General features: G+C 67.8%; 20 protein-coding genes. 7 read left to right on the forward strand and 13 right to left on the reverse strand.

Annotation, left to right across the window (positions count from 1 at the left end; all coding sequences use genetic code 11):
- Window positions 1-324 precede the first annotated feature (324 nt).
- On the forward strand, window positions 325-708 hold the full coding sequence (locus CDOO_RS12290; protein ID WP_026159378.1) for a DUF3054 domain-containing protein: 384 nt from the start codon (window positions 325-327) through the stop codon (window positions 706-708).
- Window positions 709-1,212, forward strand: a complete 504-nt coding sequence (locus CDOO_RS12295; protein ID WP_018022057.1) for a DUF456 domain-containing protein — start codon at window positions 709-711, stop codon at window positions 1,210-1,212.
- A gap of 238 nt (window positions 1,213-1,450) precedes the next feature.
- Here CDOO_RS12295 and CDOO_RS12300 read toward each other — a convergent pair whose 3' ends face one another.
- From CDOO_RS12300 to CDOO_RS12310, 3 genes are all read right to left on the reverse strand, one after another.
- A complete protein-coding gene (locus tag CDOO_RS12300; RefSeq protein WP_018022055.1) occupies window positions 1,451-2,998 on the reverse strand; it encodes an acyl-CoA carboxylase subunit beta in 1,548 nt (515 codons plus the stop codon).
- 1 nt (window position 2,999) lies between these two features.
- A complete protein-coding gene (pks13, locus tag CDOO_RS12305) occupies window positions 3,000-7,781 on the reverse strand; it encodes a polyketide synthase Pks13 (RefSeq protein WP_026159377.1) in 4,782 nt (1,593 codons plus the stop codon).
- 345 nt (window positions 7,782-8,126) lie between these two features.
- Window positions 8,127-9,980 carry a FadD32-like long-chain-fatty-acid--AMP ligase gene (locus CDOO_RS12310; protein ID WP_018022053.1) on the reverse strand — a complete coding sequence of 618 codons (1,854 nt, stop codon included), beginning with the start codon at window positions 9,978-9,980 and terminating at the stop codon, window positions 8,127-8,129.
- Between the two features lie 202 nt (window positions 9,981-10,182).
- On the opposite strand from CDOO_RS12310, the gene CDOO_RS12315 reads away from it, so the two are divergent.
- The 5 genes from CDOO_RS12315 (at window position 10,183) to CDOO_RS12335 (ending at window position 14,741) form a co-directional block, all read left to right on the forward strand.
- A complete protein-coding gene (locus CDOO_RS12315; RefSeq protein WP_018022052.1) occupies window positions 10,183-11,202 on the forward strand; it encodes an ABC transporter ATP-binding protein in 1,020 nt (339 codons plus the stop codon).
- Window positions 11,203-11,324: 122 nt separating this feature from the next.
- Entirely contained in the window at window positions 11,325-12,635 is a 1,311-nt protein-coding gene (locus tag CDOO_RS12320; RefSeq protein WP_018022051.1) for an ABC transporter substrate-binding protein, read from the forward strand.
- Between the two features lie 86 nt (window positions 12,636-12,721).
- Window positions 12,722-13,714, forward strand: coding sequence for a carbohydrate ABC transporter permease (locus tag CDOO_RS12325; RefSeq protein WP_018022050.1), 993 nt, complete (start codon window positions 12,722-12,724; stop codon window positions 13,712-13,714).
- The gene (locus CDOO_RS12330; RefSeq protein ID WP_018022049.1) at window positions 13,711-14,547 is read left to right on the forward strand and encodes a carbohydrate ABC transporter permease; all 837 of its coding nucleotides are present in this window, start codon (window positions 13,711-13,713) and stop codon (window positions 14,545-14,547) included. The genes CDOO_RS12325 and CDOO_RS12330 overlap by 4 nt, the downstream gene beginning before the upstream one ends.
- Window positions 14,547-14,741 (forward strand): hypothetical protein, encoded by a 195-nt coding sequence (locus tag CDOO_RS12335; protein WP_018022048.1) that lies wholly within the window; start codon window positions 14,547-14,549, stop codon window positions 14,739-14,741. Before CDOO_RS12330 ends, CDOO_RS12335 begins: the two co-directional genes overlap by 1 nt.
- Window positions 14,742-14,751: 10 nt before the next feature.
- Here the strand turns inward: CDOO_RS12335 and CDOO_RS12340 are convergent, their stop codons facing one another.
- From CDOO_RS12340 to CDOO_RS12385, 10 genes are all read right to left on the reverse strand, one after another.
- Window positions 14,752-15,687: a cutinase family protein gene (locus CDOO_RS12340; RefSeq protein ID WP_018022047.1), complete on the reverse strand. Its 936-nt coding sequence runs from the start codon at window positions 15,685-15,687 to the stop codon at window positions 14,752-14,754.
- A gap of 88 nt (window positions 15,688-15,775) precedes the next feature.
- Entirely contained in the window at window positions 15,776-16,261 is a 486-nt protein-coding gene (locus tag CDOO_RS12345; RefSeq protein ID WP_245616227.1) for a hypothetical protein, read from the reverse strand.
- Between the two features lie 5 nt (window positions 16,262-16,266).
- Entirely contained in the window at window positions 16,267-18,228 is a 1,962-nt protein-coding gene (locus CDOO_RS12350) for an alpha/beta hydrolase-fold protein (RefSeq protein WP_018022045.1), read from the reverse strand.
- A gap of 309 nt (window positions 18,229-18,537) precedes the next feature.
- A complete protein-coding gene (locus CDOO_RS12355) occupies window positions 18,538-19,563 on the reverse strand; it encodes an alpha/beta hydrolase (protein WP_018022044.1) in 1,026 nt (341 codons plus the stop codon).
- A 180-nt stretch (window positions 19,564-19,743) separates the two neighbouring features.
- Entirely contained in the window at window positions 19,744-21,771 is a 2,028-nt protein-coding gene (locus CDOO_RS12360; protein ID WP_175576646.1) for an arabinofuranosyltransferase AftB family protein, read from the reverse strand.
- A 21-nt stretch (window positions 21,772-21,792) separates the two neighbouring features.
- Complete coding sequence (locus CDOO_RS12365) at window positions 21,793-22,797, reverse strand: decaprenyl-phosphate phosphoribosyltransferase (protein WP_018022042.1); 1,005 nt, start codon at window positions 22,795-22,797, stop codon at window positions 21,793-21,795.
- Window positions 22,794-23,315, reverse strand: coding sequence for a phosphatase PAP2 family protein (locus CDOO_RS12370; protein ID WP_018022041.1), 522 nt, complete (start codon window positions 23,313-23,315; stop codon window positions 22,794-22,796). Before CDOO_RS12370 ends, CDOO_RS12365 begins: the two co-directional genes overlap by 4 nt.
- Window positions 23,305-25,287, reverse strand: coding sequence for a glycosyltransferase (locus CDOO_RS12375; protein WP_018022040.1), 1,983 nt, complete (start codon window positions 25,285-25,287; stop codon window positions 23,305-23,307). The genes CDOO_RS12370 and CDOO_RS12375 overlap by 11 nt, the downstream gene beginning before the upstream one ends.
- A 189-nt stretch (window positions 25,288-25,476) precedes the next feature.
- Window positions 25,477-26,109: a three-helix bundle dimerization domain-containing protein gene (locus tag CDOO_RS13395; protein WP_018022039.1), complete on the reverse strand. Its 633-nt coding sequence runs from the start codon at window positions 26,107-26,109 to the stop codon at window positions 25,477-25,479.
- A gap of 321 nt (window positions 26,110-26,430) precedes the next feature.
- Window positions 26,431-26,952, reverse strand: coding sequence for a phosphatase PAP2 family protein (locus CDOO_RS12385; protein ID WP_162138667.1), 522 nt, complete (start codon window positions 26,950-26,952; stop codon window positions 26,431-26,433).
- Window positions 26,953-26,962: the final 10 nt, after the last annotated feature.

The following is a 26,962-nucleotide window of genomic DNA, read 5'->3' on the forward strand; positions in this document are numbered from 1 at the left end:
CTGCAACAGCCAGCGCCAACTATGCCGCGGCATAGTCAGGCCCCGACGCAGGGACTGCGCACGTGCGCACAATGTGAAGTAGGGCCCTGCGCGGACAGGCCTCGAGTATGCGGCCGCATACTCCCGCGCCACAGCCAGGACTGCGCAAGTGCGCACTTTCCCGACAGCAATTGGCCCTGCATCAGCCAGCGCCAACTATGCCGTGGCATAGTGCGGCGCTGACACCCGGACTGCGCACGTGCGCAGTCTTTGAAGTATGGCCCTGTGCGGCCAGGCATCGAGTATGCGGCTGCATACTCCCCGCCCCGCGTTAGACTCTCCCCCGTGAACAGAACCACAGCCTTTTTCATGGACGCTCTCGCCATTGCATTGTTTGCGCTTCTCGCGCGCATGGCCCACCAGTCCGAAGAGATGCCCTTCACGTTTGCAGGGTGGCTGTCCACCCTGTGGCCGTTCCTCCTCGGCGTGGTTCTCGCCTGGGTGGTCATCGCCGCGCTGAAGTGGGACGGCGTCCGCATCGTGCCCGCCGGCCTCAGCGCGTGGATCATCACGGCCGTGACCGGGCTGGCCATCTGGGGCCTGAACAACGGCTCGGTCCCCCACTGGTCCTTCATCATCGTCGCGTCAGTGATGTCGGGCCTGCTCATGCTGGGTTGGCGGGCCGGCGCCATCCCGATCCAACGCCGCCGAGCCCGGGCAGCACGCTAGATGGATCCCCTGACGCTCGACATCGTCGCCACCGTGGTGGCGGCGGTCCTGCTCACCGTCGCCGTCGCGGGCACGGTCTACCCGGTCCTGCCGGGCTCGATCCTGGCCATCATCACGCTGGTGGGGTGGGCGTGGACCCTGGGTACACCCTGGGCGTGGGGAGCCGCCGGCGTGGGCATCGTCCTCGCCGCCGTCGGCATGGCCGCCTCGTTTGTCCTCACCGGCAGGACCATGAAGCGGGAGAAGATCCCCGGCCTACCCGTCACCGTGGGTGTCGTGGCCGGCATCGTGGGCATGTTCCTGCTCCCGGGCTTCGGGCTGTTCGTCGGTTTCGCCCTGGGCCTGTTCACCGCGGAGCTGGTGCGCCAGCGGGACGTCTCCAAGGCGACGCACTCGTCGTTGGCGGCCATCAAGTCCCTCGGCCTGGGCATGCTCATCGAGTTCTTCTGCGCTGCGCTCGCCGCCTCGGTCTTTGCCGTCGGCGCCTTCGCCCATTTCGCCTGAGGACGTGAAAAAGCGGCCGTCGACAGTAATCGTCGGCGGCCGCTTCCCGGTCAACCTAGAGCCCGATCATGTAGCCGATCTGGTTGCCGATCATGACGATCCAGTTGATGAGCTCGAAGGTGATGTCCAAAACGGAGCTGAGCATGGGGTGCTCTCCTAGCGGTATAGTCCAGCCGGCGGTTTGCGGCTCTTACTCTGAGAATATCTCGCCTTCGCCTCAGTTTGTTAACGATCCGGACTACATCGGCGAGATCGCATGTTTCTTGTCGATGTCCCGCTCCCGCTTCGTCCGCAGCTGCCGCAGGGCCTGACGCAGCATCACCCGGGACTGACTCGGCTCGATCATCGCGTCGATGTACCCACGCTCGGCGGCGACATAGGGCGAGGTCATGTTCTCGTCGTAGAAGTCCATGAACATCTTCTTCATGTACGCGCGCTGCGTCTGGTCCTCGATGGCGGCGAGCTGCTTGCCCTGGATCATCACCACGGCCGCGGCCGAACCCATGACGGCGATCTGGGCGGAGGGCCAGGCGAAGTTGAGGTCGCCGGCGAGGTTCTTCGAACCCATGACGGCATACGCGCCGCCGTAGGCCTTTCGCACGATGAGCGTCACCTTCGGCACCGTCGCGTCCACCGCGGCGAACGCGAGTTTGGCACCGCGGTGGATCAGGCCGACCTTCTCCTGCTCCACCCCTGGAAGGTAACCCGGCGTATCGACGACGAATACCAGCGGAATGTTGTACGCATCGCAGATCCGGATGAAGCGCGCCGCCTTGTCGGCCGCGTCGGCATCGATGCAGCCCGCGAGATGCATGGGGTTGTTGGCCACGAACCCGACGGAACGACCGTCGATACGCCCCAGTGCCGTGATGATGTTGGGGGCGAAGTTCTCCTGGAGTTCGAGGAGATCCTCGTCGTCGCCGAGCAGCGGCAGCAGGTCCATCATGTCGTAACCGGCGTTGGTGTCGTCGGGCATGAAGGCGTCGAGGTCGGCGTCGGCGGCGACCTCCTCGTCCGTGGGTGCAGCAGTCACGGGCGCGGGGTCGAAGCAGGTCAGGGGCATGTGTCCGAGGTAGTCGCGGACGAAGTCGAAGGCGTCCTCCTCGGACGCGACGACGGCCTGGACGTTGCCGTTGAGCTCCTGCTGGCGCGCGCCGCCGAGCTCCGCGGAGGAGATGGACTCGCCGGTGACCTCCTTGATCACGGCCGGGCCGGTCACGTACATCTCCGCCTCGCCGTCGACGGCGACGACGAGGTCGGTGGTGACCGGCGCGTAGACGGCACCGCCGGCGGACTTGCCCATCATGATGGAGATCTGCGGCGAGCGGCCGGAAAGCGGCAGCTGCCGGCGGGAGATCTCCGAGTACATGGCCAGCGAGGTCACCGCGTCCTGGATACGCGCGCCACCGGAGTCCTGAATACCGATGACGGGGCAGCCGATCTTGATGGCCATCTCCATGATCTCCACTACCTTCTTGCCGAAGGTCACGCCGACCGAGCCGCCGTAGACGGTCTTGTCGTGGGCGTAGACGCAGACGGGGCGACCGTCGATACGCCCGTAGCCGGTGACGACGCCGTCGGAGTAGATCGCCTTCGGGTCGCCGGGGGTCTTGCCCAGGGCACCGATCTCGGTGAACGAGCCCTCGTCGAGCAGCCGGCTGATGCGGTCACGCGGGGTGGAGCGCCCGGCCTCGTCGCGGCTCTTGCGCGCACGCTCGGAGCCGGGGTCACGCGCCGTCTCCAGGCGTGATCGCAGGTCGGCGAGTTTTTCCGCAGTGGTGCTCAAGCTACTTCCCTTCCAGGCGCTCTTCGATGTGCTTGGCGACGATCCCGATCGCCGGCTCGTCCGGCACGGCGAGATGGTCGCCGGGCAGCTGGACGATCTCCAGGTCGCCGACGATACGGCCCCAGCCGCCGTCCGGGTCAATGTGGGCGTAGCGCGGCTCGAGTTCGATGGCCCCGTCGTGCATCTTCTCGGAGCGGAACAGGAGCACCGGCACGTCGACGTCCGCCCAGCGGGAGAAGTCCAGCGCGCTGAGGATCTGGTTGTCCACGAAGCTGGCCCGCTGGTGCTCCAGCACGCCGGCGCTCAGTCCGTGGGCCGAGGCGTCGGTGGTGGCCAGGTACTGCTCGAGCATGCCCAGCACCGCGGACTCCCCGGCGGTCTCCAGCAGCTCGTAGGGCACGGGGAAGTCCAGGCCGTAGGTGCGCCCGGCGAACTCGGCGTAACGCTCCCAGCGTTTCTTGGTCTCCTCCAGCGTGTCCGGCGCGGGCTCGGAGGGCTGGGTGGTGTCCAGCAGGGCGATGAGCTGGACGTCGACGTCCGAGTCCTTGAGCTGCAGCGCGGTCTCGTAGGCCAGCGCGCCGCCGAAGGACCAGCCGGATAGGACGACGGGGTGGCCGTCAGCGTAGGTGCGGATGTCGTCGAGGTAACCCGCGACACGCTCCTCGAGCGGGCCCTCGACCCGCTCGATGCCGTAGACGGGCACGTCCGCCGGCAGGCGGCGGGCCAGCGGCTGGTAGACCACGTTGGTTCCGCCGGCGGGGTGGAAGACAAACACGGCGGGTTTGTCGGAGCCCTCCGGGCGTTCGCGCAGGACCCGGACGTTGCCCTCGACCTCGGTCTCCAGGCCCTCGCGGACCTGGTTGGCCAGGGGTTCGAGGGTGCCTGCCGCGCGGACCTCGGCGGCGGTGATCTCGATGCCGGAGCGGTCGGTGAGGCGCTCGGCGATGTCCGCGGCCTGCTGCTCGGTCAGCTCCGGGAGCGGGCTGGTCACGCCGGCGGCTGCGGCCCCGGTGATCATGGCCCAGGTGCCGAACACCATGCGCTCCGACGCGTCGCGCGGGGCGACCCCGACGCCCTGGGCGGTCTGGTGCTCGCCGCCGGTGGGCTTGTCCGCCGCCTTCTCCGGCTGGGGCACCACGGTCTCAGGTGTCGCGGCGGTCTCTCGACCCGCGACGGCGTCCTCCACGATGCGGACCACGTCGGCCACGGAGGCGTCGCGCAGCGTCTGCACCTGCAGGGGCGGGATCTGGAAGTCGTTCTCCACCCGGTTCTTGATGCGCATGCCCATGAGGGAGTCCAGGCCGAGATCGATGAGCGGGAGCTCGGAGGGCAGGTCGTCGACGTCGTATCCCATCGACTCGGAGACGATGGCGCGCAGCCGCTCCTCCACGGTCTGCCCGGAGTCCGGCTCCCAGCGCACGGCCTCAACCTCGCGGGCGCCCGGGATGGGCTCGCGGGCGGGCGGCGGGGTGGTGACCCCGGCGACGGTGGTCGGGGTCCCCAGGTCCAGGGCGGTGGCGAAACCCTCGGCGAGCAGGGTGGTGCGGTCCTCGACGACGTGGTGGACGGAGATGCTCAGCCCGCCCAGGCCACGTTCGACGATGGTGGTGAGCTCTCCCGCGGGCGGGAGGAAACCGGGCTCCTCGCTGACGATGAGGGTCGAGCCCGGGGTGACGGCCTCGGCGGCGTGTTCCATGAGCGCGATGGCGCTGGGCACGAGGTCGGCGTTGGTGACGAAGGCGAACTTGCCACCCGGCAGTGTGGTCCGGATCCCGGGGATGGAGTTCGCGGCGCCGCCGGAGGAGGGTCGGGCGTTGGTCCAGTAGCGGTTGGCCTTGAACGCGGTCTTGGGGACGGCGATCTCCTCGCCGGGGCCGAAGACACCCCGGAAGTCGACGTCCGCGCCGTTGACGTAGAGCTTGGCCAGCAGGTCGCGGATGCTCTCCGCCTCGTCGACCTTGCGTTTGAGCACGTAGAGCAGCTGCGCGTCGGCCTTGCCCACGGAGAACGCGGTGTTCATCATGCCCATGATGGACACGGGGTTGGGGGAGATCTCCACCAGGGTGTTGTGCCCAGCGGCGAGCGCCTGGGCGGTGGAGTCCTCGAACCACACCGGCTGGCGGGTCATGCGCAGGAAGTACTGGTCGTCGTGGATGACGCTGCCCGCGGGGTATACCTCGCCGCGGTCGACGGAGCTGTACACCGGAACGGTGGTGGGCAGGGCCGTGATGCCGGCGATCTCGGCGGCGAGGTCGGCAAGGATGGGGTCGAGCGCCGAGGTATGTCCGGAGCCCTTGACCTGGAGCTTGCGGGCGAACTTGCCCTCGGCCTCGAGGTGGGCGACGATCGCGTCGACGCTGGCCACGGGGCCGCCGACGGTGGTCATGCCCGGCCCGGCGTAGACGGCCGGCTCGATGTCGGCCAGCTCGGGGTGGGCCTCGTTGTACGCGCTCAGGTCCTCGCGGGTGAGTTCGACGACGGCCATGGCGCCCTCGGCGTCGGTGCCGGCGATCATGGCCTCGCCCTCGCCCATGAGTCGGGCGCGGTGGCAGGCGATGAGCATGGCGTCCTTGGCGGAGATGCCGCCGGCGGCGTAGGCGGCGCCGATCTCACCCATGGACATGCCCATGACCCCGGCGGGGCGCACGCCCAGCGAGGCGAGCAGGTCGGTGAGTGCGATCTGGATCGCGGTGATGGTCACCTGCGCGGTCTCGGTGGAGTAGGTCTGCTCGTCGTCGCGGATGATCTCGGCGAAGGACCAGCCGGACTCGAAGTCGACGTAGTCGTCGAGCTCTTCCAGGCGCGCCCGGAACAGCGGCGACATCTCGGCGAGTTTCTTGCCCATCTTGCGGTGCTGCGAGCCGAAGCCCGAGTAGACGAACACGGGTCCGACGGTGGCGGGTGCGTCCGCGGAGGCGATGCCTACGGAGACCTTGCCCTCGGCGACCTGGCGAAGGCGTTTGACTGCCTCTTCCACGGTGCCGGCGGTGACCACGGCGCGGGAGCGGCCGTGGTTGCGCCCGGCCAGGGACCGGGAGATCGCGGGCAGGTCCTCGTCGGTGCGGGATTCGAGGAAGTCGGCCAGGTCGGCGGCTGCTTGTCGACGTCGCGAGGGCAGCATTCCCGAGACCGGCAGCAGCGCCGAGTGGGGCTTCTCCGGGTCGATGAGCTGGGACTGGGCGTCGGAGGACTCGGCGGGGTAGTCGGCCGGATCGAACTCGGTGACGACGATGTGGGCGTTGGTGCCGCCGAAGCCGAAGCCGGAGACGCCGGCGACCTTGCGGCCGGAGTACTTCGGCCATTCGCGCGGGTCCTCGACGACCTCGAGGTGCTCGGCGTCGAAGTCGATGTAGCGGTTCGGGCCGGAGTAGTTCACGCTCGGGGGCAGGACGTCGTGACGCATGGCCTGGATGACCTTGACCATCGCGGCGGTGCCGGCGGCGGCCTCGGTGTGGCCGATGTTGGACTTGGCGGAACCCAGCAGGGTCGGGGTCGCGGGGCCGCGCCCCTCGCCGAGGACGGTGCCCAGGGCGGACGCCTCGATGGGGTCGCCGAGGATGGTGCCGGTGCCGTGGGCCTCGACATAGTCAACTGTCGACGGCTCAATGCCCGCGTCCGCGTAGGCACGGTGCAGCACGTCGACCTGGGCCTCCGGGTTCGGCGCGGTGAGGCCGTTGGAGTGGCCGTCGGAGTTCACGGCGGTTCCCTTGATCACGGCGTAGATCTCGTTGCCGTCGGCGATGGCGTCGGACACCCGCTTGAGGATCAGCGCGCCGGCGGCCTCGGAACGCACGAAGCCGTCCGCGTCATCGGAGAAGGAGTGGATGGCTCCGGTCGGGCTGATGACTCCCAGCTCACCGAAGGCCGTGGAGATGAACGGGGAGGCGAGGACGTTGACGCCTCCGGCGACGGCGACGTCGGAGGAGCCGTCGCGAAGCGAACGCACGGCCTCGTGCACCGAAACCAGCGACGAGGAGCAGGCGGAGTCCACGCTGATCGACGGGCCGCGGAAGTCGAAGGCGTAGGAGATGCGGTTGGGGATGATCGAGCTCGCCGTGCCCGTCAGGGCGTAGGGGTGCGCCTCGGCGGGGTCGGAGGAGATGAGCATGCCGTAGTCGTTGCTCGACGAACCGACCCACACGCCGACAGACTTGCCGCGCAGGGTGTTCGCCGGGATGCCCGCGTCCTCGAAGGCGTGCCAGGTCTCCTCGAGCATGAGCCGCTGCTGCGGGTCCATGTTCTCCGCCTCGAGCGGGGAGAGGCCGAAGAACTCGTTGTCGAACGCGGCGATCTCGTCGAGGAAGCCGCCGTCGGTGGTGACCAGCTCCATCTTCTCCCGCATGACCGGGTCGGAGGCGTACTCCGACCAGCGGCCGAGGGGGCGGGGCCCGGTGACCGTGCGGCCCTCGATGAGCACCTTCCAGTACTCGTCGACGTCCGGGCCACCGGGGAAACGCCCGGACATGCCCACGACGGCGATGTCGCGGTTGCCCGGCGTCTCGGTGGCACCCGCGCGTCGATACGTGTTCTGCGCCGACTCGCGCTCCGGCGCACCGTAGGCCAGGCGCTGGGCCAGCGCCGCGATGGTGGGGTACTCGTAGGCGATGGTGGCGTCGAGCTGGACGCCGAGCAGGTTCTCCAGCTCACCGGAGAGCACGACCGCATCCCGCGAGGACAGGCCGAAACGCTCCATCGGGGCGTTGTCCGTGACCGTGTCGAGCGGCTGGTCGGTCGTCTTGGCCACCCACTCCTTGAGCCAGGTCCGCAGCTCGCTCTCCCCCATCGAACTCTGACGTCCGGGCCTGGTGGCCTGCGGGTCCTGCGCGTCTGCCGTGCCGTGGCTGTCAGTCATGGATTTAAGCACTTCCTTGTGGTCGGCTGAAGAGATCTGCTCGCTGGGTGTCACGGTGGGATCGGGAAAAAGGGCCCGGGAGGCCCAGGCTTCGTCACACGTTACCGTGGTATATCCGGCCATTGTTTCAAATTGTTTCACCTTCCGGGCGGTCGGGTCGACCCCCGGGCGCTGCCGCGGTCGACATCGGTCCGAACGTGCCTTCCGCGCGGGGCGGGAAAACCCCCGCTGCCCCGCCGACGGTGTGGCGGGGCAGCGGGGGGACGGTGAGCGGGGTCAGGCCCCGGCGTTCTCCGCGAGGTACTTCTTCTGGTTCACCCGGCGCGCGATCTTGCCCGAGGAGGAACGGGAGATCTCGTTGGGGGCCATGAACCGGATCTCTGTCGGGCTCAGTCCGTGGATGGAGGAGACGGCGGAGCGGATGGCCTCCACCGCCTCGGCATCACCGGAGGCGTCGGCGTCATCGGCGCGTTCGACGAGAATGACCAGCTGCTCCACGTCCCCGCCCGGGACGGAGAAGGCGGCGACGGAGTCAGCGCGCACGTGCTCGCTGGCCTCCTGCACGGTGGCCTCGATGTCCTGCGGGTAGTGGTTACGCCCGGCGATGACCACCAGGTCCTTGAGACGACCGGTGATGTAGGTCTCGTTGTCGAGGATGACGCCGAGGTCGCCGGTGGCCATCCAGCCGGTGTCCGGGAAACCCTCCGCGCGGGAGCCCTCCGCCAGACGCTCCCCGAGGGTCTGGTTGAAGGTGGCGGCGGTGTCCTCGGGGCGGTCGAGGTAACCGGCGGCGTTGTTCTGGCCGTGGGTCCACAGTTCGCCGACGGCGCCGTCGGGAAGCTCGGCCTTGGTCTCCGGGTCGATGATGGTCAGCGCCTGCGGTCGCACCACCTGGCCGTTGGAGACGAAGGTGACCGCGGACGCGGAGCCCTTCTCCACCGGAACCGCCTTGCCCGCGGCGAGCTCGTCGCGGTCAAAGTGCTGGATGAAGGGGCGGGTGCCCGTCTGCGGGGTGGTGACCAGCAGCGACGCCTCGGCCAGGCCGTAGGAGGGGCGCATGGACAGCCGGTTCAGACCGTGCTGGGTGAAGAGGTCGGCGAAGTTCTCCACGGCGGACTCGCTCACCGGCTCGGAGCCGATGATGAGGCCCTCCACGCTCGAAAAGTCCTGGTCCGCGTCGGGCTTGCCGTAACGCACGGCCAGCTCAAGGGCGAAGTTGGGGACGACGCTGTAGACGTTGACGTCATCCTCGCCGCGGGTGGCCAGCTGGTCCGTCCACCGCTTGGGCTGCTGGATGAAGTCCCGCGGGCGCATGAGCTCCATGGGCAGGCCGAGGATGGTGACGAAGACGGCGAGGATGATGCCCATGTCGTGGTGCAGCGGCAGCCACATGGACAGGCGCAGGGGGGTCTTCAGGTCGACGGCGCTGAAGATCTGCAGCACGTTGGTGAGGATGGAGCGGTTGGTGAGCACCACGCCGGCCGGGGTGCGGGTGGATCCGGAGGTGTACTGCAGGAACGCGAGGTTGTCCACGGGCATTGTCGTGGCCATGGCCGCCATCTGCTGACCCTGGAGCGTGGTCATGGGGTTGACGTAGGCCTCCGCCAGGGAGTCCGGGAGCGAGTCGACGGCAAGGATGCGGGGGCGCTCGCGGGAGGGCACCTCCGAGAAGTGCTCGCGCACGGCGGCGGCGGACGAGCCGTTGGTGAGCACGACCTTGGCCTCGGAGTCACCGAGCACGGCCTTGAGGTGGTCGCCGTGGCCCGGTTCGTTCGGGTCGTAGAGCGGCACGGGGACCATGCCCGCATAGAGGGCACCGAGGAAGGCGAAGATGTACTCGGGGCTGTTGCCGGCGAGGATGGCGACGCGGTCACCCATCTTGGCGATCTGCTGCAGGCGTGCCGCGGTGGCCTTGATGCGGGTGTTGATCTCGGTGCGGGTGTAGTCCACCGCCGTGCCCTCGCGGGACTCGGAGAAGTCCCAGAAGCGCAGCGCGTGGCGGTCGCCTCCACCGGTGTGGAAGTCGCCCTGGTACATGAGCTCCGACATGCCCGCGAGCGTGAGCTGCGGGGCGAGGAGGAGGTCGCCCTCCGGGCTGAAGAACTGGCCGATTGCCTTCTCAATATTCATGGATGCTCCGTGACTCCTCGGTTGTCTCGTCGGCTGGTCGCGCCGGAATGTTTCGCTGCTAAATTTATCACCAGCGTGTCCCTCCCCGTTAGTCTGCCAAAAGTTTCCCGGTGTTACAGATGGGACAGGGGGGAGCAGGGGGGATTCGGGCCCGCGCGGCCGGAACAGGAATAGTGACAATCCGGTGATAATCTCGGACACCATGGCCTCTGTCACATTCGATCGCGTGTCGATCACCTACCCCGGCGCCGACCGCCCCAGCGTCTCCGAGCTCGACCTCGAGATCGCCGACGGCGAGTTCCTCGTCCTCGTCGGCCCCTCCGGCTGCGGAAAGTCCACCTCACTGCGATCCCTCGCCGGCCTCGAGCCCGTCAGCGAAGGCAAGATACTCATCGACGGCCGCGACGTCACCTCACTCGAACCCGGCGAGCGCGACATCGCCATGGTCTTCCAGAACTACGCGCTCTACCCCCACCTCACGGTCGCCCAGAACATGGGCTTCGCCCTCAAGCTGGCCAAGGAACCGAAGGTCACCATCGAGGCCAAGGTCACCGAGGCCGCCCGTCTCCTGGGCCTGGAGGAGTTCCTCGACCGCAAGCCCAAGGACCTCTCCGGCGGCCAGCGGCAGCGGGTGGCCATGGGCCGGGCGATCGTCCGCGAGCCCAAGGTCTTCCTCATGGACGAGCCGCTCTCCAACCTCGACGCCAAGCTGCGTGTGCAGACCCGCGCCGAGCTCGCCGCGCTGCAGCGCCGCCTGGGCACCACCACCGTCTACGTCACCCACGACCAGGTGGAGGCGATGACCATGGGCGACCGGGTCGCCGTGCTCCGGGAGGGCGTGCTGCAGCAGGTCGCCCCGCCCCGCGAGCTCTACCGCAACCCCGTCAACGAGTTCGTCGCCGGCTTCATCGGCTCCCCGGCCATGAACATCTTCGACGACGGCGCTGACCGGGTCGGCGTCCGCCCGGAAGCCATGCACGTCATCCACCCCGGCGAGCAGGTCCCGGCCGGGTGGCGCAGCTACACGGGTGAGATCGTCCTCGTCGAGGCCCTGGGTGCCGAGAGCTTCATCTACGTGGATGCCGGGGCCGGGGTCCGGCTGGTCGCCCGCGCGGGCGCGGCGCAGACCGCGGGCATCGGGGAGCAGGCCACCGTCGCCTTCGACCCGGCCGCGGCGCACCGGTTCGACCGGGAGACCGGGCGGGCGCTGGACCGGCCGTAGACGGCCCGGGAAAGAGCCGGGCCTAACCCCTTTCGGGGTGACCCAGACCACCAAAGATAAAAATTGTAACCACATTCACTAATGTCGTCGTAAACGTATGCCTATCGAAAGGTGAACACCCCATGACCATCTCCCTCTCCAAGCGCGTGGCCGGCGGAGTCATCGCCGCCGGCTTCGCCGTATCCATGGCAGCCTGCTCCAACAGCTCCTCCGACTCCTCCAGCACGGGCAGCAGCAACAACGCCAGCAGCAGCGCCAGCGAGGGCGGCTCCGGGTCCGACGAGGAGGGCCGCGGCCCCATCACCTTCGCCATGGGCGCGAACGACGTGGACAAGCTCCAGCCCGTCATCGAGTCCTGGAACGCCGAGCACCCCGACGAGGAGGTCACCCTCTCCGAGCTCGCCGGCGAGGCGGACTCCCAGCGCGAGACCCTCGTGCAGTCCCTGCAGGCCGGCAACGCCGACTACGACGTCATGGCACTCGACGTCGTCTGGACCGCCGACTTCGCCGCCAACGGCTACCTCGAGCCCCTCAAGGGTGACTACGAGGTGGACACCTCCGGCCTCCTGCCCGCGACCGTCGAGTCCGCGACCTACATGGACACCCTCTACGCGCTGCCGCAGAACACCAACGGCCAGCTGCTCTTCCGCAACACCGACATCATGCCCGAGGCCCCCGCAGACTTCGGCGCCCTGGCCGACTCCTGCTCCGCAGCCAAGGAAAAGAACGTGGACTGCCTGACCACGCAGCTCAAGCAGTACGAGGGCCTGACCGTCAACACCACCGGCTTCATCGAGGGCTGGGGCGGCTCCGTCCTCGGCGACGATGGCGAGTCCGTCACCGTCGACTCCCCCGAGGCCAAGGAGGGCCTGCAGGCGCTCGTCGACGCCTACGCCGACGGCGTGATCGCCAAGGACTCCACGTCCGCCACCGAGGAGGAGACCAACCTGGCCTTCACCGAGGGACGCACCGCGTACGCCATCAACTGGCCGTACATGTACACCAACGCCGAGGAGGCCGGCTCCGCCGTCGCCGGCAAGACCGAGGTCTCCCCGCTGGTCGGCAAGGACGGCGTGGGCGTGTCCACGCTCGGCGGCTACAACAACGCCATCAACGTCAACTCCGAGCACAAGGCCACCGCACTCGACTTCATGGAGTTCATCATCTCCGAGGAGAACCAGACGAGCTTCGCGGAGGCCTCCTTCCCGCCGGTGCTCGCGTCGATCTACGACGATGAGACGCTCGTCGAGAAGTTCCCCTACCTGCCCGCGCTGAAGGAGTCCCTGGAGAACGCCGCACCGCGACCGGTGTCCCCGTTCTACACCGAGATCTCCAAGGCCATCCAGGACAACGCCTACGCGGCGCTGACCTCCGGCAAGAGCGTCGACGACGCCACCGCGGACATGAAGTCCGCCATCGAGAACGCCCAGTAACACGACCGAGAAGTTCTCGACGGGCCACGTTTCCCCTTCCCGTGGAAACGTGGCCTCTTGTCGTGACCTGAAGGAGCACCCCACGCATGAATAAGGGAAAGCAGGCACGCTCAGCGGCCCTGCTCATCGCCCCCACGCTCGCCGTCCTCGCCGTGGTCATCGGCTACCCCGTCCTCCGCGCCATCTGGCTCTCCTTCCAGGCGGACAAGGGACTGGACCCGACCACCGGCATGTTCACCGACGGCGGGTTCGCCGGCCTGCGGCACTACCTCTACTGGATCACCCAGAGCTGCCAGTCCCCCTCGGGCAAGTCCGCCACCTGCGCCCCGGGCACCCTGGCGACGGACTTCTACCCGGCGCTGCGCAACACCCTGTTCTTCACCGTCGTCACCGTCGGACTGGAGACGATCCTGGGCATGATCATGGCGCTCATCATGGCCGGCGACTACCGCGGCCGCGGCCTGGTCCGCGCCGCCGTGCTCATCCCCTGGGCCATCCCCACGGCCGTCACGGCGAAGCTGTGGCAGTTCATCTTCGCCCCGCAGGGCATCATCAACTCCCTGCTGGGCACCTCCATCGCGTGGACCACGGACCCGTGGGCGGCGCGCTCGGCGGTGATCATCGCCGACGTGTGGAAGACCGCGCCGTTCATGGCGCTGCTCATCCTCGCCGGCCTGCAGATGATCCCCAGGGACACCTACGAGGCCGCGCGTGTCGACGGCGCTTCGCGCTGGCAGCAGTTCACGCTGATCACCCTGCCCCTCGTGCGCCCGGCGCTCATGGTCGCGGTCCTCTTCCGCACCCTTGACGCACTGCGTATGTACGACCTCCCGGCGATCATGATCTCCGGCTCCGCCAACTCCCCCACCGCCGTGCTCTCGCAGCTGGTGGTCTCCGACATGCGTGGCGGAAACTTCAACTCCGCGTCCGCCCTGTCCACCCTCATCTTCCTGCTCATCTTCTTCGTCGCCTTTGTCATGATCCGGTTCCTCGGGGCGGATCTGTCCGGCACGGAGGGGCAGCGGAAGAAGAAGGACCGGGCCAGGCGTCGAAAAGCCCTCCAGGAGGCCCAGTCATGAGTTCCGCCCGCACCGCCGCGATCTGGCACTACCTCGGGGTCGCCTTCATCATCCTGTGGGGGCTGCTGCCCTTCTACTGGATGGTCGTCGTCGCCCTGCGCGACAGCTCCCACACCTTCGACACCACGCCGTTTCCCACGCACGTCACCATGGACAACTTCCGCGACGCGCTGGCCACGGACAAGGGAAACAACTTCCTCGCGGCCATCGGCAACTCGATGATCATCTCGCTGACCACCACCGTCATCGCCGTCGCCGTGGGTGTGTTCACCGCCTACGCCCTGGCGCGCCTGGAGTTCCCGGGCAAGGGCGTGGTCACCGGGCTCATCCTCGCCGCGTCGATGTTCCCGGGCATCGCCCTGGTCACGCCGCTGTTCCAGCTGTTCAGCGACATCGGGTGGATCGGCACGTACCAGGCGATGATCATCCCCAACATCTCGTTCGCGCTGCCGCTGACGATCTACACGCTCATCTCCTTCTTCCGGCAGCTGCCGTGGGAGCTCGAGGAGGCCGCGCGTGTCGACGGCGCCTCCCGCGGCCAGGCCTTCCGCCTCGTCCTCCTGCCGCTCGCCGCGCCCGCGCTGTTCACCACCGCGATCCTGGCGTTCATCGCCTCGTGGAACGAGTACATGCTGGCGCAGCAGCTCTCCACCACCTCGACCGAGCCGGTCACCGTGGCGATCGCCCGCTTCACCGGCCCGAGCTCCTTCGAGTACCCCTACGCCGCCACCATGGCCGCGGGCGCGCTGGTGACGATCCCCCTGATCATCATGGTGCTGGTCTTCCAGCGCCGCATCGTCTCCGGGCTCACCGCGGGCGGCGTGAAGGCCTGATGCACTCCCGCCGCCGCGCCCGCCAGTGGGAGACGGCCTTCGGTTTCGCGCTGTTCTTCGCCATCGTCTCGGTGATCCAGGCCATCATCAACGTCCTGCGGCCAGACCCGCAGGTCTGGCCGGCGCTTCTCGCGCTGTTCTTCGTCTCCGTGGCGTTCTTCGCTTATCGACGGTGGCGTGGCCTGGTTTCCTAGGCCTGATTTCTTAGCCCTGGTTGATCAACCCGTGCGCCCAGTCCACGACCCACTGGTTCGCGGTCGTGCCGGGAATGACCTGCCCATTGCTCGCGTACTGCGCGTGCACACCGTTGGCGGCCAGCAGCTCCTGGGCTCGGCCCAGCCCGTTGCCGATGTCCTGGGGCGCGTCACAGATCGCGTCCGAGGGGGCACAGATCTCCTGGACCACGCCGTCCAGGGCGCCGAATCCACCCTCACGCGGGCCGCGCATGGACGCCCCCGGGGTGATGAACTGCACGAGCGCGTCGATCGGCTGCAACGCGATCTCCGCGCCGATGCCACCGAGCTCGACGCCCGGGTTCTGCCCGACACCGTTCTCGCGTCGACCGTCGGCGATCAGGGCGACACCGCGGACACGATCCGCCGGCACCGCGCCGTGGCCCGTGCCGATCTCGTTGGCCACGTCGCCGAGGATGACCGCACCCTGGGAGAAACCGGCGAGGATGAACTCCGTGGAGTGGCAGGTGTTGGCGATGTGCGCAAGTTCCCCGTTGACCTTGGCGGTGCCCTCGTTGCGGGAATCGTCGTAGGTCATCTCGCCCCGGGACTGCACACTCTGGAACTGCGCCGTGTACGGCAGGGTCCAGACCCGCACGTCGTTGATGTCGTAGGCCGCCTGCAGCGGCTGGGTGATGGACAGCATGAAGGACAGGGGGTTGGCCTGCGGGTTGAAGGGGTCGTCAGTGGCCGAGGACTCCCAGGTACCCGGCGCGGAGATGACCTCCACCGCCGGGCACCAGTCAGGCTCCTGCGGGAGGGGCTCATCGCCGGGCGTGCGTTCGGTGTCCTGTCCGGGCGCCGCACCCAGCGGGGAGTTCTCCGCCGTGCGCAGCCACTGGATGGCGCTGCCTCCGATGAGCAGCAGGACAAGGACGACCGCCACGACGGTCAGGGCTTTTCTCATGGTTCTTCGTACCTCTGGGTTCTTGGGGAAGAAAGGACGATACCCGGCGGGGTTACCACCGGGCTGGCCGTCTGATGCGAATTACCTGCTACGCGCAGTAGTTGTCCCGGGCAGACGTCTCGATGGCCCGGGTGACCTCTTCCACCGGGCGGTCGGTCCGACCCTGCTCGATGAGCTGGCCGGCCACGGCGCCCGCGGTGACGGAGGCGAGGGGGTCGTCCGAGCACACCGTCTGTGCGGTGCCCACGAGCTGAGCCTCGATGCCTTCGACGTTGATGCCGTCCTCGGCGAGGCCCGAGATGTACTTCTCCTGGGTCGGGTCAACCGCGGGTTCCGCCGACGGGATCGACGAGATCTCCCGCGCTCCCTCGTCCTGGGGCTGCGCCGAGGAGGACGCCGCCCGGGACGAGGAGGTCGAGGGGGACGAGCTTGCCGAGGACGAACCGCGATCCAGCGGGGCGACGGAGGTGGACGAGGAGTCCACGTCGTCGCTGGTCACGGTCGATCCGCCGCAGGCAGTGAGGGCGAGGGCGCCGGTGAGAACAAGGGCGCCGGCGAGGCGTCGATAAGCCACCGTCATTAGTTACCCCGCCTGACCGCACCGAACGTTTCAGTCAGCGTCCCGTGCTCGAAGGACTGCTTGTTGCCGCCCGCCAGGATATTCTCGGTGTCGGTGGTGGGCCAGCCCAGCTCACCCTGCTCCCACTTGGTTTTGCCCCACTCGTCGAAGATGCCGCCGTACAGGACGAAGTGGGCACCGGTCCGCGGGGACCAGTAGATGTTGCCGTGCTCGAAGGCCTGGAACGCGCCGCCGTTGATCTTGATCTCCTCGGAGGTCGGGTAACCCAGCACGGAGTTGGCGGTGTCCATCTCGCCGTACTTGGCGCCGATGGCACCGTGGACGATGAAGTGGGTCTTACCGTCCGGGTTGCGGGTCAGCCAGCCGTTCTGGAACTCCTGCACGAGGCCGCCGTTGATCGGGGTCGCCTCGGCCACCGGGTACTTGATGTCGGAGTTCTCCCAGCCCTTCTCACCCCAGGCCGTGAACATGTCGCCCGGGATGGCGTTCGCGCCGGTCTCCGGGGTCCAGTAGATGGAGCCGAACTCGAAGTGCACGTAGCGGCCCTTGCCGTCCGGGGTGGTCCTCTCACCGGTCTTGGGGAAACCGAGCCAGCCATTGGCACCGTCGAGAGAGGCGTACTTGGCGTTGATGGCGCCGAAGAGGGCGTGGGCGCCGGTCTCGGCGGACCAGTACGCGGTGCCATTGCGGAAGTCCTGAGCCTTGCCGCCGTTGATGTCGTACTCGTTGTTGACACACGAGCCGATCTGGCCAGCCGAGGTCACCCCCGCAATGGCACCGGTGGGAGCACATTTGCCCACACGATCCTCGGGGGCGAGCTGAAGCGCCTCCGCGATGGAGGGGAAAGCCTCGTTGAGTTCAAACTGCCAGTACTCCCAGGAGTGCACACCCGAGGGGCGGAAGTGGGACTCGACCTTGACGTTCTCCCTCTTCGCGCGGTCGACGAAGGTCTGCGAGGTCATGCGGGAGAGGACCTCCAGGCCGACGCCGGCGGCGTTGGCCGGGCCCTTGGCCGGGGAGTTCGGCTTGCCGAAGCTGTCCGCACCGTTTCCGGAGGAGACGTAGACGGTCATGTCCTTGAGGGCGCCGATGCCCAGCTTGGGGTCGTGGTCGATCCAGTCCTGGCTGTAGTTCGGGCCCCACATGCTGTTCGAGTTGTAGCCGCCGGCATCTTTCATGGCGGCGCCGATGGCCTCGGGCATCCCGCGGGAGCTGGTGTCCAGGTACCCGGAGAAGGAGCCCACGAAGCTGAACAGGTAGGGGTGGCGCTCTGCGAGGTTGATGGCCGAGGTGCCGCCCATGGACAGGCCGACGACCGCGCGCTTCTTGTTGGAGCGGAATCCGTTGTCCAGGACCGGAACGAGTTCCTTGGTGAGGAAGCTCTCCCACATGTAGTGCTTGCCGTTGTCGGGCTGCTGCCAGTCGGAGTAGAACGAGGACTCGCCGCCGACGGGGAGGACCACGTTGACGTTCTTGTCCGCGTACTGCTGTTCGATGTTCGTCTCGATGGTCCAGCCGTTTTCATCGTCGCGGGCACGCAGACCGTCGAGGGCCCAGAGCTCGGGGAACTTCTTGTCCTGGCTGGTGTGCCAGTCGCGGGCCAGGAGAATGTCCACCTGGACGGGCTTGCCCGGCATGACGGCGGAGTTGATGAACACCCGCACCTTGCGGTTGGTGATCCACTCGACGCGGTCGACGGAGACGCCGGCGGGAAGGGCGTCCACCTCGGGGTACGTCGTCTGGTACGGCGTGCGCTGAACAGGCTCGCCGGGGGCGACGGAGTCGGAGAAGCCGGAGCCGTTGCCCGCGCCAAGGCCGCTGGAGAGGCCCTGAGCGGAAGCCATCGGGGCTACGGGAACTACTGCGAGTCCGACGGCCACCGCCGACGGAATGGCCAGGGCAGCCAGGTGGCGGTTGCGGCGCGCGGTGCGGCGCGGGGAACGTGATGCGGAGTCGCGCATGGTGTTGTCAGTCCTCGTTGTTGGTGAAAGTGATGGTGCGGGCAGGGCATGGCGAAATGAAACATCGCCTGGTGTTCTAGGGCGTCAGGTGGCCTTCTCCCGGTGGTTCCCCGCCACCGGGTGAAAGCCGAACGCTTCTACAAGTTCTCTGTCGCTCCGTTGAGGCTTTCCTGTTACATCGCGTAGCGATACAGCCTCGAGCTGGCTCAAGTTTAAGTACAACTTGAGACTTTTGCCAGACGACACACCGCAAAACGCCGCCCCTCCCTGAAGGAGTGGCGGCGTTTCTCGGACGTGCAAGGTCTCAGATCACCAGGCGTTCATGGTGTCCAGGACGAGCCGCTTGGTATAGTTCAGCTGGTCGCCGAACTGGTTCCAGTTGTGGATACCCGTGGCCGGGTAGTCCTGGATGACGTTCTTGCCCTGGGCCTGGGCGTTGACACCGTAGAGGCGGGTCGTGGCGTTCGCGACGAGCTCCAGCGCGACACCAGAGGCGACGTGCTGCGGCAGGATGTTCTGGTCCGCCGGCGAGGGGATGCCCGAACCTGCAGAGATGTAGATGTTCTTGGTGTTCAGTCCACCCAGGTTGAGCAACGGGTCGTTCTCGAAACGGGACGAGCTGATGATCGAGCCGTACATGGCGTTGATGTTGAACCCGCCGGCGTCGAGGAGCGCGGCGCGGATCAGCGTCTGCGCGCCCGGGACGGTGGTGGCGAGGTAGCCCGAGAAGGACAGCGCCTGGCGGAACATGTCCGGGTGCTTCGCGGCGAGGTTCATCGCGGCGGTGCCGCCCATGGACAGGCCGGCGATGGAGTTGTTATCACGCGCGACGCCGAAGTGCTGCGCCAGGTAGCCCGGCAGCTCAGCGGTGAGGAAGGTCTCCCACTTGTAGTTGACCGGGTTGCGCAGGTCATACGTGGCCGGGCCCTGCCAGTCGGCGTAGAAGGAGCCGGCGCCACCGACGGGCATCACCAGGGTGATGTTGGAGTTGTTGTAGGTGGCGGCTGCGTTGACGTCATGAAGCCAGGCGTTGGTGTAGTTCGTGGCGCGCAGGCCGTCGAGCAGGTAGAGCGAGGCATTGCCGCCGCGGGCGGCCGGCTGGATCTGCACGGTGATGTTCTGGCCCATGGCCGGCGACCACACGTCGCAGCGCTGCACCCACCAGCCGACACCGTCCCACTCGCAGGCGCCGGTGCTGTCGGGGCGCAGCCACTCCCGGGGATCGGCGTGGGCCTTGTTGGGGGCGGCGATCATCATGGCGGCGGCCATGGCCACGGCGACGATGACGGTCAGCACGACCCGGTGGACGCGGTTGAGCCCGGAGATAGCGGACATATTTTTCCTCGCAGACGAGTATTCGGGAATTACCAAGGGCGACGAGCGCCAACAGGAGATATATCTTGCGGTTCGGCCACGACGTTACATCAGTCGTTATCGCATCGTGACTAAATCATGGTCGAATCCTAAACCATTTCCCGGCAAACGCACATTTTAAATGCACCGCGGGGGGTGGGCTCACCAGCGGTCGTCGATACGTGTCTCCGTCGGCCACGCCACCCGGCCCCCGTCGGCGTCGGTCGTCCCGGGGACTTCGTCGGCGGCATCCGGGTTGTCCTCCGCGGCCCGAGCGGCCTCCTCCACAGCCTTGATGGTGGCCTCGTCGAGGTGGTCGCGCGGGTCGCGGGAGATCTCCAGGGAGCGACCCTCTCCCAGCGAGTAGGCGATGTTGGCGAGGAACCGCTCGCGGCTCATGGGCTCACGCGACGTGGCCAACAGCTCGGAGATCTCCGGGGAGCGCAGCGCCGCGCGGGCGAGCATGGCTTCCTTCGGATCGATCCACGACGGCAGCCGGCCGAGGTCGGCGTCGGTGTCGGCGGCCTGCCAGACCAGCGGCAGCCACTTGTCGTGCCCGATCCTTCCCCCCTCCTCGCGCGGTTGACGAGCTGCCAGCGGCGAGGACAGGCCGACGGTGTCGAGCACCCGCAGGTCCAGCGGCGAGTTCATCCCGGTCATCCCCAGGTTGAGCAGGTAGACGGTGGTCGGGATGTCCCCGAGGTCGCTGTCGACACTCATGCGCTCGGCCCCGGTCCAGGAATAGGTGGCCGGATCGCGGGTGACGATGATCTGGATCATCTGGGCGGGGTCCTCCGCCATGGCCTCGTCCACACTGTCCTCCCAGTCGCCCACCGCGGGCGCCTTGAGGAAGTCCTCCGCCAGGCGGGGCGGATCCCCGGCCTCGCGGCGGGTGGCGTTGGTCCAGAACTCCCGCTCGTCGACGATGTTGAGCTCACCGGTCTCGTAGGTGTGCATGTCGATGCGGTTGGTGCCGTTGGCCATGACCACCAAGGCCCAGACCACGATGCCGATCCCGGCAAGCAGGAGGACGCCGTCTATGACCCACCGACGCGCGGCGAGATCCACGAGCGGCGCGACCGTGATGGGCAGCAGGATGGCGAACAGCGGCAGCAGCAGCATGCGACCGTGCATGAAATCCCCGCCCACGCGGATGACGTAGAGCAGGTGCAGCGCCCCGGCGCCGAACAGGACCGCGGCAGCCGCGGTGCGGGTCCGCGCGCGCAGCCTTCCCGCGGCCGGGGCTTGGAGAGCGGGCGCTGCGGCCGCGCGCCACAACAGCGCGGCCGCGACGACGACGACCAGCGCCATGGCCAGGAAGAGGTTGTAGGGGGTGGCCAGGTCCAGAACGTAGTCCCATCCCGCGCCCCACTCCGCGCCGGTGGCGGACTTGGCGACGGCCGTGTGCGGGGTCAGTACCCCGTAATAACCCATGCGGAAGATCTGGTACGCGGCCGGGACGGGCAGCGCTGCCGCGAGGATCCCCAGGCCGACCCGCCAGGTGCGGGCGGCGACCAACAGGAGGATCCCGGTCAGCGCGCCGTAGAGCGCGAGCTCCGGGCGCACCAGCCAGGACAGTCCACTCCAGAACGCGAGCGCATAAGGTGCCCAGTCCGCCGCGGCCCGCCCGTGCCGTGCGCCCCGGTCGGCGGGGCGGACCCAGGCGACCAGGAGGGCCCACTGCACGGCGAGCCAGAAGATGCTCAGGCCCCACTCGAGGCCGGAGGTAGCGAAGTCGCGGGCCGCGGGAATGGCCAGGTACACCAGGCCGCCGACGGGCAGCAGGATCAGCCCGGGACGGCCCCGGTAGAACCCGGCCGTGGCCAGGGCCGCAATGAGAAGCGCTGCGGTGGTGAGGATGAGGCCGAGCCAGAGGGCGATGGTCTCCAGCCGGGCGTCGCTGACCAGACCGACGACGTAGATGAGGTACTGCCAGAGGGTGGAGGTGTTGGTCTCCACCCGCTCACCGGCGTTGAAGACGGGGCCGTTTCCCGCGAGGAGATTGCGCACGGTGCGCAGGACGATGAGTCCGTCGTCGCTGATCCAGCGGCGCATCCAGCCGCCGACTGCGGCGATCGTCGCCAGGATGAGGGCGGAGGAGACGGCCGAGACCGTGGTGGTGGACTCCCAGCGCGGGACGTATCGTCCGCCGCTTATGTCATCCACATCGTGGGTTAAGGCCGTGCTCATTCGGCAAAGGTTACCAGAACGTTATGTTAACGCCGGGACGACGTAGACGGCCATGACAATACAAGCGAGCCAGGCCACCGCCAGGAGCTGGAGCACCCGGTCCTCCAGGGCGATCTCGTCGGGCGCGCCGCCCTCGCCACGGTCGACGTCCGCGGCGAAACGCAGGATGGCGATGATGAACGGCACCATGGAGATCTGGTACCACAGCGCCTCGGCTCCGTCGACGGACTCGGAGAGCTCGAAACCCCAGAGTGCGTAGGACATGACCACGGCGGTGGCCGCGAGGGTCCACACGAAACGCAGGTAGGTCGGGGTGTAACCCTGCAGCGACTTGCGGATCTTCGCTCCGGTGCGCTCGGAGAGCAGCAGCTCGGCGTAGCGCTTGCCGGCAGCCATGAACAGGGAGCCGAAGGCCGCCACGAGCAGGAACCACTGGGAGAGCACGATGCCGGCGGCGACGCCGCCGGCCATGGCGCGGAGCATGAATCCGGAGGACACCAGGGCGATGTCGATCACCGGGATGTGCTTCCAGCCGAAGCAGTAGCCCAGCTGCAACGCGATGTACACCGCGATGACGATCGCCAGCCCGGAGCCCTGTGAGGCCAGGAAGGACAGGCCGATGGAGGCGACGATGAGCAGGGCCGCCATGACGTACGCCAGGTTCTTGGGCAGCATGCCCGAGGCGATCGGGCGGAACCGCTTGGTGGGGTGCTCGCGGTCGGACTCGACGTCCATGGCGTCGTTGATGAGGTAGATCGACGACGCACCCAGGCAGAAGACCACGAAGGCCAGGAGGATGTCGAAGAACGTCCGGTTGGTGAACGCGTCCATGCCCGCTGCCAGCGGCGCGGCGACGACGAGGACGTTCTTGACCCACTGCTTGGGGCGCAGCGACTTGATCATCGCGTCGACGAGGTTCTTCGGCGGCTGACGCTTGCGGTTGGTGTCGATGCCCTCGGTGTGGGGCTCGGAGCTCAGGATCCCGGACGTGTCCTCGTTCGGAATGGGCTGGTTGACCTCTGTCACCTGGTCGTCCTTTCGATGTTCGTGACCGCCAGGGCGGTAGCCGCCCCGATGGTGGATCCGACGAGAGTGTCCGTCGGATAATGCACGCCGAGAACCATACGCGAGACCATCATCACCGGGATCCCCAGCAGGAAAACGGGAGACCCGGACAGCTGCGCGAGGGACACCATCGTCGCCGCGGTCGAGGTGGAATGCGACGACGGGAACGACAGGGTGGACGGGGTGGAGACTCCCACCCGGATCCGCGGGTCGGTCGGCCGCTGCCGGCGCACGATGCGTTTGATCACCACGGAGGCCGCATGGGAGAAAAACGCGGAGGCCCCCACGACCACCCACTGTCGACGCCGACGGCGATCGATCAGTGCGCCCGCGGCCGAGATGCCCATCCAGCCGAGGGCGTGCTCGCCGAAGTGGCTGAGCGTGCGCGCGGTCGGTACGGCCCCGGGCACCTCGAAGAGGGCCCGCTGCACCGCGACCAGGATCTCGGCCTCGGTGCGCTCGAGTGCCTTACTGGGCATCAAACACCTTCTTCCACTCACTGCGGCTGACCAGGTCGTCGAAGGAGCCCCGGTACTCGTCCTTGAGCTCGTCGAAACGCTCGACGATCTGCTTCTGCAGGGCGCGCGACTCCGAGACCAGCTGCTTGGCCAGGTCCCGGTCGCGCTTGCGGAAGGCCACGCCGGTGCCGCCCGCGGTGGTGACCGTGGCGGAGTCGACGCGCGAGAGCGTGAACCAGCGGGCCTCCTGCGCGGTGAGGTTGAGCTGCGGCGCGTGGTGGTGGGAGGTGTCCTCCTTGGCGACGAGGTGGCGCAGGCCGTGGACCAGCCAGGGGACCTTGCGGATCTTGCCCAGCCGGCCGCCCACGTCCTTCACGGGGACGCCGGGCGCACCCGTCGGGGAGGGAAGGTCGGAGGCGGTCTCGACCACGACGGCATCCGAGTAGTTCTTCCGGATCCCCTGGATCCGGGGAAGTGCCTGGTCCAGGTCGTCGAAAAGCCCGGCGGGGCCGGCGAGGAAGTCCTTCATGGCCTCGTTCTGAATGGCGAGGGTGCTGTATTCCATGCAGGCCACGTGCTTGAAGGTGGATTTCTGCACGGAGCGCACGATGCCCTCGGCGCCGCCGTCGTGGTGCAGGGCTGCGACGATGAGGCGGTTGCGCAGGTGGAAGTACGCCTGCCAGTCGATGGCGTCGTCCTTGTCCGCCCACGCCATGTGCCAGATGGCCGCTCCCGGCCAGGTGACGGTGGGGAACCCGGCGGCGCCGGCACGCAGGGAGTATTCCGTGTCGTCCCACTTGATGAACAGCGGGAGCGGCTGACCGATCTGGTCCGCGACGACCCGCGGGAACAGGCACATCCACCAGCCGTTGTAGTCGACGTCGACGCGGCGGTGCAGGTTGCGGGAGTTGTAGGCGTCCGGGTTCTTCTTGTCGCTGTCGTGGCCGAGGAAACCCAGGGGGTACTGCGCGAAGTCGTGATCGTAGACGGAGTTGTTGGCCTTGGTCCACATGAAGTCGCTGCGGTCGATGGCCTCACCCATGGTGCGCAGCTCCGAGCGCTCCTGCAGGTTGAGCATCTGCCCGCCGACGACGATGGGGCTGGCCGCGTAGCGCGCGGCCTGGACGGCGCGGGCGATGGAGTCGGGTTCGATGGCGATGTCGTCGTCCATGTAGAGGATGTACGGGCTCTCGGGCAGACCGGCTTCGCCGTCGCCCAGGGCCTCGAACATGATGCGGGAGTAGCCGCCGGAGCCGCCAAGGTTGCCCTGGCGGAACTCGTGGAACCGCTCCCCCAGCCTGGCCACGGCGTCGACGTAACCGGGCTCGTCGGCCGGGTGCTGGTTGCCCTGGTCGGGCATGATGACGGCGTCGATGATGGCGTCGATCTCCGGGTCGGAGGTCAGCGCCTCCAGCGCGGCGACGGCGTCGGCCGGCCGGTTGAAGGTGGGGATGCCCACGGTGACCCGCTTCTCGAAGGGCCCGACGGTTGAGCCGTCCGGCATCTGCTGCGCTCGGGGCGCGTGCGGGGCGCACCAGGCGGCTTCGGAGACGGTGGCGTCGGACTCGGCGGTGACGTCGAACCAGTACCAGCCGCCGTCCTCGAAGTTCTTTAGCGGCAGCGTGAAGGTGGTGGCCTCATCGGTGATGAGCCTCGACTCAACGGCCACGCGCGTGCCGTCGGACTTGGAGCGGTACACCGAGACTGCGGCGGTGCCCTGCACGTGCAGGTTCAGCAGGACGGTGTCCAGCTGCGACCAGCGGCGCCAGTAGGAGGCCGGGAAGGCGTTGAAGTAGGTCTCGAAACTCGCCTCCGAACCGCCGGGAACGCGGACGGAGAAGCGCTCCGACCAGGAGAGACGCTCCTTGTTCTGTCCGCTCTCGACGAGGTAGAGCATGCGCACGTCCTGCGGCTCTCCCTGTCGGGGGAGGAGGATGCGCTGGAGCACCTCGGGCGAGGTGGTCTCGGTGGTGGGGTCGGTCACGGCGTTCAACGGTGTCCCTTCAACTTCCTGGACGTGAGATGAGGCTTGCCCTGTCAGAGTAGTGCGCCGGGTGGACAGCCAGTAGTTGCCACGTCCCGCTTCTCGACGTTTTGCCGCCGCCCCGCCCCGGCGCACGGGAAAACCCGGGTCGGATCGTCGCTTTTCGACGATCCAGCCCGGGCCTCCTGCGGCGTGCGCCTAGGCGTTGACGGCCGGCGCGGACGGTGCGAGGTGCAGCTCGCTGACCAGGGCGCCGACGCGCTCGTTCAGGTCGGAGATCAGGGTGCTGATCTGCTCCTCGGTCATGCCGTCGGTGGCGGGCATGTCCCAGACCACGGCGTGGCGTCCACCCATGTCCTGTGCCTCGTGGGCGCCCAGGTAGATGGTCACCTCGGAGCTGTCCAGGACACGGCCGGCGTGGGCGGTCTCGGTGACGAGGTCGATGCCGCGGTGGCGGGCCTCGGCCTCGAGGCGGGAGTCGTGGGCGTTCTCGGGGTGGGTGGCGGCGGTGGTGACGGAGACGCCGTCGCCGGCTGCGGTGCGGGTCAGGGCCGCGGCGATCTCGGCCATGACACGGTTGTTGCGGTTGACGAAGACGACGCCGCGGCGGGGGGCCACGGTGCGCAGCGGGGCGTTGAGCACGATGTTCTCGAGGCGCTCGGTGACGTCACGCTCGACGAAGACGGGGACGAACTCATAGAGGGCGGCGGTGGACAGGTGCTGCCCGAGGACGGCGTCGAAGACACGGTCGATGTCGGCGACGGCAAGCTCGTGGCCGTAGCGGCGGTGAAGGTCGGTTCGGACGGTGGTGAGGGTCTGGTTGACGTTCATGATGCTCCTTGAAAGACTTTCGGATTCAGCGTGTGCGTTCAGGGCCGGGCGGCGGCGAGCGGGTTGCTGCTCGCGAGGAAATTCCGGGGCGGTTGCGTTGTGCAGGGTGATCGCTCCTTCGTTCTTCCAGTTCACTTCCGGCGGTTCATGCACCGTTAACCTTTTTGTTAACGGGAGCGCCGTTCGCTGTTTACGTAAAGTTAACTTACGGGCAGCGAGAAGTATTGTCAAGGCCGCACGCTGGGGAAAAGTTTTCGCCACATGGCGTTTTGGTAACTTTCGTGCCGTATGCAGGCGCTTCGTGAGTACACGTCAACTTTGTCAGTTGTTAACCTGACGTTCACCTAAGGCCGTTCGAACCCGCCCCGCGGTCACCCAACAAACCACCCCGACCACCGCCCCCAGCACCGCTCCGGCGAGCACGTCGCTCAGCCAGTGCACCCCCAGATACAGCCGCGACACCATGACGGCCACGGCCCAGATCCACACCGCAGCCCGCGCCCACCACCGTGCGCAGAGCAGGCTCACCAGCACCGCAACCACCGCTGCCCCCGCGGCGTGCCCGGAGGGAAAGGAATCCCCGGAGACCTGCCCCAGCTGAAATTCCGCCGGTGGGCGGGCGCGCCCGATCAGCGCCTTGAGCGCGTGCACCAGCCCGTTGGTCACCAGGATCGCGGGCGGAAGCACCCACCACTGCGCCCACTGTGGCCGCCGGCGGATCCCCTGCCCGAGGGCCAGCACCAGCGCATACAGCAGTAGGTAGGCGGGGCGGCTGAGTTCGCTGAAAGCGGCGATGAGTGGGGACAGGGCGTCGATACGCGACGCCACCAGCCACCCGAGCACCGCCGCATCC

It is taken from the genome of Corynebacterium doosanense CAU 212 = DSM 45436, assembly GCF_000767055.1.
Classification (GTDB): Bacteria; Actinomycetota; Actinomycetes; order Mycobacteriales; family Mycobacteriaceae; genus Corynebacterium; species Corynebacterium doosanense.

Bases quoted from the DNA above. Each gene is read 5' to 3' on its own strand.
- CDOO_RS12295 (WP_018022057.1), top strand. From the start codon at position 709: ATGGATCCCCTGACGCTCGACATCGTCGCCACCGTGGTGGCGGCGGTC.
- pks13 (WP_026159377.1), bottom strand. From the start codon at position 7,781: ATGGGGGAGAGCGAGCTGCGGACCTGGCTCAAGGAGTGGGTGGCCAAG.
- CDOO_RS12310 (WP_018022053.1), bottom strand. From the start codon at position 9,980: ATGAATATTGAGAAGGCAATCGGCCAGTTCTTCAGCCCGGAGGGCGAC.
- CDOO_RS12315 (WP_018022052.1), top strand. From the start codon at position 10,183: ATGGCCTCTGTCACATTCGATCGCGTGTCGATCACCTACCCCGGCGCC.
- CDOO_RS12320 (WP_018022051.1), top strand. From the start codon at position 11,325: ATGACCATCTCCCTCTCCAAGCGCGTGGCCGGCGGAGTCATCGCCGCC.
- CDOO_RS12325 (WP_018022050.1), top strand. From the start codon at position 12,722: ATGAATAAGGGAAAGCAGGCACGCTCAGCGGCCCTGCTCATCGCCCCC.
- CDOO_RS12330 (WP_018022049.1), top strand. From the start codon at position 13,711: ATGAGTTCCGCCCGCACCGCCGCGATCTGGCACTACCTCGGGGTCGCC.
- CDOO_RS12335 (WP_018022048.1), top strand. From the start codon at position 14,547: ATGCACTCCCGCCGCCGCGCCCGCCAGTGGGAGACGGCCTTCGGTTTC.
- CDOO_RS12340 (WP_018022047.1), bottom strand. From the start codon at position 15,687: ATGAGAAAAGCCCTGACCGTCGTGGCGGTCGTCCTTGTCCTGCTGCTC.
- CDOO_RS12350 (WP_018022045.1), bottom strand. From the start codon at position 18,228: ATGCGCGACTCCGCATCACGTTCCCCGCGCCGCACCGCGCGCCGCAAC.
- CDOO_RS12355 (WP_018022044.1), bottom strand. From the start codon at position 19,563: ATGTCCGCTATCTCCGGGCTCAACCGCGTCCACCGGGTCGTGCTGACC.
- CDOO_RS12360 (WP_175576646.1), bottom strand. From the start codon at position 21,771: ATGAGCACGGCCTTAACCCACGATGTGGATGACATAAGCGGCGGACGA.
- CDOO_RS12370 (WP_018022041.1), bottom strand. From the start codon at position 23,315: ATGCCCAGTAAGGCACTCGAGCGCACCGAGGCCGAGATCCTGGTCGCG.
- CDOO_RS13395 (WP_018022039.1), bottom strand. From the start codon at position 26,109: ATGAACGTCAACCAGACCCTCACCACCGTCCGAACCGACCTTCACCGC.